The 11,544-nt window shown below is 75.3% G+C and carries 2 protein-coding genes; both read right to left on the bottom strand.

Translation table 11 applies throughout. The annotated features are described in order from the left end of the window. Positions 1–35: 35 nt before the first annotated feature. Entirely contained in the window at positions 36–3,884 is a 3,849-nt protein-coding gene (locus tag AB0947_RS29345) for a beta-ketoacyl synthase N-terminal-like domain-containing protein (RefSeq protein ID WP_366753357.1), read from the bottom strand. Continuing rightward, positions 3,877–11,250 (bottom strand): SDR family oxidoreductase, encoded by a 7,374-nt coding sequence (locus AB0947_RS29350; protein ID WP_366753358.1) that lies wholly within the window; start codon positions 11,248–11,250, stop codon positions 3,877–3,879. Before AB0947_RS29350 ends, AB0947_RS29345 begins: the two co-directional genes overlap by 8 nt. Between the last annotated feature and the right edge of the window lie 294 nt (positions 11,251–11,544).

An 11,544-nucleotide genomic window follows, 5' to 3' on the forward strand; every position in this document is an offset into this window, starting at 1 on the left:
AGGAAACGGCGGCGGCACGCGCGGACGGTGAATCGCTACGGGAGATTCCCCTTCTCCAGAGCCGCCGCCACGATCCCACCGATCCGCGCGATCGGCTCCGGCTCGGTCATCTCGTAGTGGCCGCAGGCCACCTCGTGGTCCTCGACCACACCGTCGACGTACGCGCCCCACTCCTCGGCCTTGCCCCGGGCGTCCGAGGGGTCGTCCGAGCCGCCGGCCCCGGCCGCACCGCCGACGGCGCTGAAGAACAGCACGTCCCCGTGGAACACCTCCGGGCTGAACCCGGGCGCGATGCGCAGGTTGTTGCGCATGACGCGGGCGATCCGCTCCGCCTCCACAGCCGTCACCTCCGCACCCGCCGCCGGGCCGGACGCGTCGAGCAGCCGCAGCAGTCCGGCCACGTCGGCGGGCGCACCGTCCGGCAGGTGGACACCGGTCAGCCTGGAGAGCAGGGACACCACCTGCCGTTCGGCCACCTCCGGGGACGGCGGATGCCGGTGCAGCAGCGGAGCGTCCAGCATGGCCAGCAGCTCCACACGCTCGCCCTCCCCCTGCAGCGCGGTGGCCATGGCGTGGGCCACCATCCCGCCGTAGGACCAGCCGAGGAGCCGGTAGGGGCCCTCCGGCTGGATCTCGCGCAGCAGTCCCAGGTACGACTCGACCATGTCCTTCGGGTCGGCCGCGGGCGGTGCGCAGCCGTCCAGCCCGCGCGCCTGGACGGCGTAGACGGGCTGCCGGTCGCCCAGGTGGGCGAGGAGCCCGGCGTACCGCCAGCCGATGCCGCCGCCGGGATGCAGACAGAACAGCGGGCGCCGGTCGCCCGCCGCGCGCAGCGGGAGGACCGGGGCGAAGGCGTCCAGCCCCCCGCCGCGGCGGCCCGCGTGGCCCAGCAGCCCGGCGACGGTGGGGGAGGCCAGCACCGCCGAGCCCGGCACGTCCAGCAGGCCCGCGTCGCGCAGCCGGCCGGCCAGGATGACCGCGCGCATGGAGTCGCCGCCCAGGTCGAAGAAGTTGTCGTGCACGCCGACCGGCTCCACCCCCAGGACCTCCTGCCACTGCGCGGCGACCGCGCGCTCCAGGCTGCTGCGGGGGGCCTCGTACGAGGTCCCGAGGTGCGGCCGGGGGGCGGACGAGCGGGCCGGTGCGTCCGTGCCCTCCGGGGCGTCCCCGGGGAGCTCGGAGCTCGACGGGGCGTCCGGCGCGGCGGCCTCCGCGCGCGGGCGGGCGGCCGGGCGCGGAGGGTCGATCCAGTGGCGGCGGCGGTCGAAGGCGTAAGGCGGCAGGGGCGCCCCCGGCCCATGGTCCCGGGCTCCGTCCAAGGGCGCGAGATCGACCGGTACCCCGGCCGTCCACAGCCGGGCCAGCGCCTCGGTGAACACCTGGACGTCGGACCGCGTGCCCTTGGCGTGGCGCATGGTGGTGACCGTGGCCGGCGGCGCATCCGGCAGACACGCCCGGACCAGCTTCGACAGCGTGTCGCCGGGGCCCACCTCCACCATCAGCGGTTCGCCGTGCCCCCACAGGGTCCTGACGCCGTCGGCGAAACGGACGGTCCGGCGGAGCTGGTCGACCCAGTGCTGGACACTGGTCGCCTGTTCGCCGGTGACCCAGGTGCCGGTGGTGTCGGTGACGTAGGGGATCCGGGGCGGGCGCAGGGTGACGCCGCGCACGGCCTCGGCGAAGTCACCGAGGATCGGGTCGAGCAGGTGCGAATGGGCCGCGAGGGACAGCGCCAGCCGGCGATGCGGGACCTCCTCGGCCGCCAGCCGCCGCTCCAGCGCCGCCACCGCCTCCTCACTGCCCGCGACGGTGCAGGCGTCCGGACCGTTCACCACGCTGAGCGACAGACCGCCGGTCAGCAGCGGGCGCAGCCGCGCCTCGTCCAGGGCCACGCTGACGGTGGCGCCGCCGGCCGCGACCATCAGCCGTCCGCGCTCCGCCACCAGCGCCAGCATCTCCTCCAGGTCCATGACCCCGGCGAGACAGGCCGCGGTGTACTCGCCGAGGGAGTGGCCGATCATGGCGTCCGGACGGACCCCGCGCTCCATCAGCACGGTCGCCAGGGCGTACTCGGTGACCACCACCGACAGCAGCCCCTGCACACCGTCGTCGGCGGTACCGGAGGCGAACAGCGTGTCCCGCAGGTCCCGTCCCAGCACGGGCCGCAGGACGCCGGCGCAGTGGTCGACGACGTCGCGGTACGGGGCGCAGCCGCGGTACAGCTCCGCGCCCATGCCGGGGTACTGGGCGCCGCCGCCGGGCAGCAGGAAGGCCAGGCGCGGGGGGCGGTCCGCGCCGCGCGGGGGCGTGTCGGACAGCGGACGGCCCAGCGCCTCGACCGCGTCCCGGCCGTTCTCGGCGACCACCGCGGCCCGGTGGGGCATGGCGGGGCGGCGGGTGCGCAGGGTGTGGGACACCTCGGCCAGGTCCGCGCCGGGGTGGTCGGACAGGTGCCGGGCGAGCCGGTCGCACTGGCCGCGCAGGGCTCCGGGAGTGCGGGCGGACAGCGGCAGCACCTGCCACCGCGCCCCGGGGGTGTCGCTCCGGTGCACCGGCCGGTCCCGCTCCGGTGCCGGCGGTGCCTCCTCCACGACGACGTGTGCGTTCGTACCGCCGATGCCGAAGGCGCTGACGCCCGCCCGGCGCGGACCGTTCCCCGGCTGCCACGCCTCCGGTTCGGCCGGCACCCGGAACGGGCCGCCGGCCAGGTCGATCAGCGGGTTAGGGCGGCGGAAGTGCGCGACCGGCGGGATCAGCCGGTGCTCCAGGACCAGCACGGCCTTGATGAAGCCCGCCATGCCGGCCGCGGCCCCCAGGTGGCCGATGTTGGGTTTGACCGACCCCAGGGCGCAGAACCCCGTGCGGTCGGTGGTCTCCCGGAACACCTTGGTCAGCGCCTCCACCTCGATGGGGTCGCCGAGGTTCGTGCCCGTGCCGTGGGCCTCCAGGTAGCCGATGGAGTCCGCGTCGACGCCGGCCAGCGCCTGGGCCGTGAGGATCACCTCGGCCTGCCCCTCGGTGCTGGGCGCGCTGAAACCCACCTTCCGCCGGCCGTCGTTGTTGACCGCCGACCCTCTGATCACGGCCCTGATCCGGTCGCCGTCCGCCAGGGCGTCGCCCAGGCGTCTGAGGACCACCACGCCCACGCCGTCTCCCGGCACGGTGCCCGCGGCGTCCGCGTCGAAGGCCCGGCAGCGGCCGTCCGGCGAGAACATGCCGCCCGGGACGTGGCGGTAGCCGAGCTTCGCCGACGGGTTGACCGAGACCGCCCCGGCCAGCGCCATGTCGCAGGCGTGGTTCAGCAGCTCCTGACAGGCGGTGTGGATGGCCACCAGCCCCGTGGAGCAGGCCGTCTGGAGGGACAGGCTCGGGCCCGTCAGCCCGAGTTCGTAGGAGATCCTGGTGGCCAGGGTGCCGAGCGAGTTGGCGGCGGTGCTGTGCATCAGCTCCACTGAGCCGGGCCGGCCGGCGAACCGCGGATACACGTGGGACGCGTAGTAGCGGCTGTCGCCCGCACCCGCGTAGACCCCGATCGTCCGCTTCTCCCGGTCGGCCGCGTACCCTGCCGCTTCCAGCGCGTGGTAGGCGCACTCCAGCAGCAGCCGCTGCTGCGGGTCCACGACCGCGGCCTCGGCGGGGCTGTAGCCGAAGAAGGCCGCGTCGAACAGGTCGACCCCGTCGACGACCGAGGCCCTGCGCACCAGGGAGGGGTCCTCCAAGTCCGCCGGATCCCCGCCCGCGGCGAGGAACTCCTCGTCGGAGAGGGGACGGATCGACTCCTTGCCGGCGGCGACGTTCTCCCAGAACTCCTCCACTGTGTCGGCTCCGGGAAACCGTGCTGCCATGCCGATGACGGCGATGTCGTTGTCCGTGGTGTCAGTCATCGCCGCCGGCCCCCTGCTCCTGCCTGCTCCGCCGCACGGACCTGTTCCGTGCGGTGCGCTGCCGCTGCGCCCGTTGCCGTGCGTCCGCCAGGGAACCGTCCCCGGCGGGTCCGCCGTCCTCCGGTACGGGGACGGCCACCCGGTCGGCGAGGTACCGGGCCAGTGCCGCGACCGTGGGATGGCTGAACAGGTCCACGACGGTGAGGGCGCAGCCCAGTTCCCGGTTGATCGAGGTCATCGCGCGCACCAGCAGCAGGGACGTGCCCCCGAGGTCGAAGAAGCTGTCGTCGACCCCCACCTGGTCACGGCCCAGGACCTGGCGCCAGATCCCGCACAGCCGGTCCTCCAGCGCCCGGCGCCGGCCGGTGTCCGGATCGGCGGGCCGCGGTACGGGCGGCGCCTCGCTGGGTGCCGTCCCGGCCGCCCGCAGGACCCACCTGCCGTCGGCACCGGCCGGCCCGGCGGCGTCCGCGGCGGCCCGGTGCAGCTCCCCGATGTCCGTGCCCTCGCGCAGCGCCACCCGGGCCGCGAGCCGGTGCACCGGGCGCGCCGGGCCCGAGAGCCGGCCGCGTACCCAGGGACGTGCGCGGTCGACGCCGATCAGCAGGTGCGGCTCGTCCAGGGACCGGGCGAGGTCGAGGGAGCGCAGACCGTCCCTGTGGCCGAGGACCCGGTAACCGCGCGCCTCGGTCAGCGCCCGCAACGCGTAGCCCCGGCTCATGCCGATGTCGTCCCACATGCTCCACGCCAGGCTCTGGGCGGTCAGCCGGCCCTCGCGGTGCTGACGCACCGCCAAGGCGTCCAGGAAGGCGTTGGCGGCGGCGTAGGCGCCCGTCATGGAGCCGCCGAAGAAGCCGTTGACCGAGGAGAAGGACAGGAACGAGGAGGCCGCGTGCTCCTCGGCCAGCCGGTGCAGCACCCAGCCGCCGGTGACCTTCGCGGCGAGCGCGCCGCGCCACCCGTCCAGGTCGTACTCGGCCACGGGCCGCTGGTCGAAGGCGCCCGCGAGGTGCACCACCCCGGCCAGCGGGGCCGACCACTCGGCGGCGGCCTTCTCCACCGCGGCGCGCACCTGCGCCGGGTCGGTGACGTCGGCGCACTCGTAGCGCACCTCCCCGCGTTCGCGCAGCCCGCGGTACGCCTGGATGCGCCGGGCCGTCTCCGGGTCCCGGCCGGCGGACGCGTCCCAGGTGTGCTCGGGCGGCAGCTCGGTGCGGCCGATCAGCAGGAGCCGGGTGCCCGGGGTCGCGAGCAGATGCTCGGCGACCAGCGCGGACACGCCACCCAGGCCGCCGCTCACCAGCAGGAAGCCGTCGGCCGCGGCCGGGGACCTGCGGGGGAGCGGATCGGGCAGTGGTGCCAGGCGGCGCACCCAGCGCTCGCCGTCGCGGTACGCCACTTCCGGGTCGGTCACCGGACCGCCCGCCTCGGCGAGGATCAGGCGGGCCGCCTCACCGGGGTCGGCGACCGGGAGGTCGAGCCGGCCGGCGTCGAGCCAGGGCAGTTCCTCCCGCAGGCTCCTCAGCAGGCCGCCCGCGGCCGCGTGGAGGCAGGACGGCCGGTCCTCGGGCAGCACGTCCTGGGTTCCGCCGGTCACCAGGCGCAGGCCGACGGAGCGCTCCGGGGTGCCGTTCCCCGCCAGCGCCCTGGCCAGGCACACCAGGCTGTCCACGCCGTCCCGCTGGGCTTCCTGGAGGTCCCCCACGCACGCGGGCTCCTCGCTGCCGGAGGTCAGCGCTCCCAGATGGATCACGGCGTCCACCGGACGCCCGTCCACGGTCAGGCCGGCGAGCAGTGCCTCGTAGTCCTCGGGCCGGTCGACGCGGACGCGGTAGTGCGCCGCGTCGACACGGCGGAACCCGGCGGCCGCGGTGACGACCGTGCACAGGGCACCGCCCCGCCGCAGCTCGGCGGCCACCTCCTCGGCGACCCGGGCGCCCAGGGCGTCGCGTCCGGCGAGCACCAGGGTGTGCCGTGCGGGGGACGCCGTGCTCCACGGGCGCCGCACGCGCCGCCACACCGGGCGCAGGAACCAGTCCGGCACGGTCGCCGCGGTGCCCAGCAGCACTTCGGTGCGCCGTACGTCCTCGTCGAACTCGCCGGCCTCGAAACGCTTGCGCAGCTGCGTCCGCTGGATCTTGCCGATCTCGGTCTTGGGTATGGTCCGCTGCTCCACCGGAATCACGTAGGCGGGGGTGATCCCGGTCTGCCGGGTCACCTTGCCGCGCACCGTGCGCAGTGCGTCGGCCAGGTCGGTGCCGGGGGCGACGTTCAGGAACAGGGCCAGTTCGTCGGTGTCCGCCGCGGGGTCCGGCCGCACCGCGCAGGCCGCCGTGAACGACCGCTCCACGAACGGCAGTTCCTCCACGCACGCCTCGATCTCGTGGCTGTAGTGGTTGACGCCGTTGATGATGATGACGTCCTTGGCCCGGCCGGTGATGTACAGCTCGCCGGAGCGCAGGAAGGCCAGGTCACCGGTGTCGAACCAGCCGTCCTCGGTGAACGACTCGGCGTTCTTCTCCGGGTTGTCGTGGTAGCCGGAGGTCACCGAGGTGCCGCGGACCTGGAAATGGCCGACCGTGCCCTCCGGCACGACGTGGCCCTGGTCGTCCACGACCCGCATGGCGAACCCGGGGTAGGGCAGCCCGCAGCTGACGAAGCCGTCCTCGTCCGCCGCCGGTTCGGCCGGCAGCACGGCGTCCGTCACCACCGAACAGGTCTCGGACATCCCCCAGCCGGGGTGCACGACCGTCGACGGCAGCCCGAACGGGGCGAGCACCTTGAGGAAGCGGCGGGCGGTGGCGGCCACCACGACCTCTCCGCAGTTCATCACCAGCCGCATCGGCGACAGGTCCCAGCGCCGGCCGGCCATCCGGTCGGCGTGCTCGGCGGGCAGACCGAAGGCGAAGTTGGGGGCCCAGGTGACGGTGACCCGGTGCCGGTCCGCCAGGTCCATCCAGCGCAGCGGGTCCTCGAGGATCCAGGACGTGGGCGCGTGGACCTGCCGGCAGCCCAGGTAGACGTCCCTGAGGTGGAACATCACGACGCCGGTGACGTGGTCGAGAGGGATCCAGTTCAGCGAGACGTCGTGTTCCGTCAGGCCGTTGACCTGGGCGGTGGCCGCGGAACGGGTGAGGACGCCCCGGTGGCTGATCCGGACCGCCTTGGGCAGGCCGGTGCTGCCGGAGGTGAGCAGCAGGAGGATCAGGTCGTCGGGGCGCGCCGGATGCCACGCGGAGTCGGCGGGTCCCGAGCGCAGCTCGTCCACCGTGGTGAGCCGCAGGTCCGTCAGCCCGCGCCGGCCGGCGAAGGCGCGCAGCCCGTCCTCGTGGCCGCCCGAGGTGACGATCCAGGGGCGGCCCAGCATCCCCCAGACGCCCTCCAGCTTGTTCACCGCCCCGCTGTCCTCGGCGTAGGAGGACGGCACGGTCAGGGGCACGGTGACGAACCCGCCGAGGATGCAGCCCCACAGGGCCGCCAGGAAGTCCTCGGTGTCGTCGCACTGGAGTATCACCTGGTCGCCGGGGCGCAGTCCCAGCCCGCGCAGCCCGCCCAGGACCCGGGACGCCTCCTCCGCCAGGCTCGCGTAGCTGCGGCGCAGGACGCTGCCGTCGGCCCGCACGTGCACCACCTCGGCGTGCGGTCCGCCGGCGGCCGCCCGGCGCAGGGCTTCCGCCCACGTCCGCACCTCCGGCTCGGACAGCTCGGGGCCCTCGCTGAGCGAGGGAACCGCGTCCCGCCCGGTGCGACCGGCCGCCGCCTTCGGGGCTTGACCGGCCGCCGTGCCGGTGCGCCCGGCGGGGCGGGAGGCGGCCGGCCCCGCGTGCAGCCGGCCCAGCGGCTCCGCGTCCTCCTCCAGCTCCACGGTGACGTCGGCCACCCCGGGCAGTTCGGCCAGCGCCCTGCGCCACCGCTCCGCCTGCTCCGTGCCGATCCGCGGGAGGCTTCGCAGCGCGGCGGTGTCCAGGGCGCCGTCCGCGGTGCGGGGCAGGTCGCGGACGCCCACGACCCGCGGCGTTCGTCCGCCGGGCGCCGCACCCCGCAGAGCCCGCTCCGCCCTCTCGACCGCGTTCGCCCGGGTCGGTACGGCGAGGACGGTCGGCCCGGCGGTGTCGCGGTCCTCGGGCGGCAGCACCGCACACTCCCGGATGCCGCCCACCGCGAGCACCGCCCGTTCCAGGGCCCCCGGGTCGAACGGCTCCTCCACCGCGGCGGCCCGCGAGGACCACGGGCCGGGGTCGGGCAGCCCGCTGATCCGCAGGTCCGGGTCCGCGGCCACCGCGGCGAGGGTCTCGCGCAGTGAGTCGGCCAGCCGACGGACCGTGGCCTCGGCGAAGAGGTCGGTGTCGTACTCGACGTGGCAGGTCAGCCCGCCGGGTGCCCCGTCGCCGGCCCGGCGCTCGGTGAACTCGACGAACAGGTCGAACTTCGCCGTGCCGGTCGCCGTGGGATGAAGAGGGGCCGCGTTGGCGCCGAGCCGCAGGACGGCCTCGGTGTTGTTCTGCAGGGCCAGCATCACCTGGAACAGGGGGTGCCGGGCGGCCGCGCGGGCCGGGTTGAGCTCCTCCACGAGCCGGTCGAACGGCAGGTCCTGATGGTCGTAGGCGGCCAGGTCGAAGGCCCGCACCCGGGCCAGCAGGTCGCGGAAGGCGGGGTCCGCCGAGGTGTCGGTGCGCGTGACGAGGGTGTTGGTGACCAGGCCGACCATCTCGTCCAGGGCCGCGTCGCCGCGCCCCGCGACCGGGGTGCCCAGGGGGATGTCGGTGCCGGCGCCGCAGCGGGTGAGCAGGGCGGCCAGGGCGCCCTGGAGGACCATGAACAGACTGGCCCCGCCGGCGTCCGCCAGCCGCAGCAGGGCACGGTGGAGGCCGGCGCCGATGTCCACGCTCAGGCTCCGGCCGCGGCGACCGGGCACGGCCGGACGCTCCCTGTCCGCCGGCAGCGCGATCTCCTCCGGGAGACCCGCCAGCGACTCCTTCCAGAACGCGAGCTGACGGCCCATCAGGGAGTCGGGATCGCGCAGCCCGTCGAGCAGCTTCCGCTGCCACAGCGTGTAGTCGGCGTACTGGACGACCGGCGGCGCCCAGTCGGGGGCCCGGCCCTCCAGCCGGGCCGCGTACGCCGTCGAGAGGTCGTGTGCGAACGGCACCAGCGACCACCCGTCGGCCGCGCTGTGGTGCAGGACGAGCACCAGCGCGCGGGGCCCGCGCCGGGGGCCGTACAGCCCGGCCCACAGCGGCAGGTCCCGCGTCAGGTCGAACGGGCGGCGCTTCGCCGTCGCGACGTGCGCCTCCACCTCCTCGGCAGGACAGTCCACGACCTCCAGATCGGGCCGCACGGTTCCCGGCGCGCGGATGTCCTGGTACGGAGTGCCGTCGGCCTGCGGCAGGAGGGTGCGCAGGCTCTCGTGCCGGTCGACGACGTCCGCCAGGGCCGCGCGCAGGGCCTCGTCGTCGACCGGCCGCTCCAGCCGTACGACGAGCGGCATGTTGTAGGTGGCGACCGTGGTGTCGATCTGGTTCAGGAACCACATGCCCTGCTGGGCGGAGGACAGTGCGATCCGGCCCGCGCGCCCCGCGGGCACCAGCGCCGGCCGTGCCGTTTCCCGTGCGGCGGAGGGGGCCGGCAGCCCCTCGGCGATCTGGGCGGGAGTCGGCTTGGTGAAGATCGTCCTCAGGGCCACCTCGGCGCCGGTGACGGCACGCAGCCTGGTCCGCAGCTTGGAGGCGAGCAGGGACTGCCCGCCGAGGTCGAAGAAGTCGTCGTCCGGCCCGACCGTGTACGCGGGCAGCCCCAGCAGCTCCTCGAAGAGGCGGCAGACCACGGCCTCGGCCTCGGTGGCCTCCGGGCCGCCCGGGGTCCCGACGCCGTCGGCCGGCGGCGCCTCGCGGCCCGGCGTGCCGTCGGCGGCCGGTTGTGGACCGCCGTCCGGCCCGGGGGACACGTCGGCGGAAGCCTCACCCGACGTGCGCGGGGCCGCCCGGCCCACCGTGAACGTCGTTCCGGTCCCGCCCAGTTGCTCCAGCAGGGCCAGGAGTCCCTCCAGGTGCCCGGCGAGCGCGTCCTCGGTGTACAGCGCCGGATTGGCGTCGAAGGCGAAGTCGAGACCGGCGCCGTCCGCGCCCGGCCGCACGGTGATCAGCAGGTCGTCGACCGCGCCGCCCGACAGGTGGTGCGGCGTCGCGGGGTGGCCGCCGAAGTGCAGCCGGTGGGAGAACGGGACCAGGTTGACGAGCGGCCCGAACAGCCGCCGGTCACCGCCCAGGAGCTTCAGGTCCCGGCGCAGGTCCTCCCCGCGGTACTGCTGGTGCCTGCGCACGGCCCGCAGCTCGGCGGCCGCGGCCGGGACCAGCTCCCCCGCCGTGGTCTCCGGACGCACGGACAGTCGCAGCGGGAGGTTGTTCGACACGGTGCCCGGCGTGCGCAGGGCGGCCGATCCGAGCCGGCTCATGGTCGTCACGCCGAGGATCACGTCCTCGCGGGCCGTCACCCGGTGCGTGTACGCGGCGACGGCCGCCAGGAGCAGTTCGTTGCGGTTCGCGCCGCACTCGGAGGCGACGGCCGAGAGCCGCCCGGCGGTGGCCGGGGACAAGGCCGCGGCACGGCGCAGGAAGGCCGGCGAGGGCAGCGCGCTGCCCTCGGTGAGGGTGGCGGCCCCGGGGAGGCCGGCGAAGCGCCCGGTCCAGTAGGCGCGGTCACGCTCGTACCGGTCCGAGGCCCGGTAGGCGGCCTCCTCCTCCAGCAGGGACCTAACGGGGGCGAACGACGCGCCGGGTACCTCCTGCCCGGACACGAGGGCGGAGTAGATCTCGGCGGTCCGGCGGAAGACGAGCAGGTAACCGTAGCCGTCGAGGAGGATGTGGTGGGCCCTCATGAACCACAGGTGGCGGTCGTCGGCCACGGTGAAGAGGGCCTGCGTGAACAGCGGGTGGTCGTCCAGCGACACCGCGGTGGCGAGTTCCGCGCGCATCCACGCCTCGGCCGCCGCCGTCGGGTCCGGCGCGGACCGCACGTCCTGCACGTGCAGCACCCAGTCGGTGCCGGGCGCCGACAGACAGCGCGGTCCCTCGGGCGTGTCGACGAAGCGCAGCCCGAGTGCCTCCGTCTCGGCGACGGTGCGGCGCAGCGCCGTCTCGAACAGGTCCTTGTCGACGGGTCCGTGGATCTCCAGGTACTCGCCGGTGTTGTAGGCCGGGCTCCCCGGGTCGAGCTGCTGCCCGTACCAGATGCCTTCCTGCGCTCCGGTGAGGCCCGCCGGCGCATGGCTCTGCCCGGCCGACGCCGCGGGACCCGAGGCCGTGGCCGGCCCGGGATCACGCCGCGGCGGCGACATCGGAACCTTGGATCCGTCTGCGTCTTGGAGCACGGTGATCACCCTCGTCAGACAAATGGACAACGGCTGCGTGGCTCGCACGCCGTGGTGGCGGCGGCACGGGGGTCCGGTCACCCCGGACAGGAAAGGGGTGGCGGCCGTCCCGGACAGGCAGGGGTGGCGGCCGGGGCGCGGGGACCTCATCCACCCCGCACCGGCCGCGTTCCGGCCAGCCGGACGGCGGCCGGGGACACGGGAACCGAGCGGTCGCCCGGCGCGCGGGCCTGGCACGTCCACCACGCGGGAGTCCCGTCCGCCGGGACCCGCGGAGTGCCACCGCGGTCTCCG

Source organism: Streptomyces sp. NPDC047841 (genome assembly GCF_040704085.1).
Lineage (GTDB): Bacteria > Actinomycetota > Actinomycetes > Streptomycetales > Streptomycetaceae > Streptomyces > Streptomyces argyrophylli.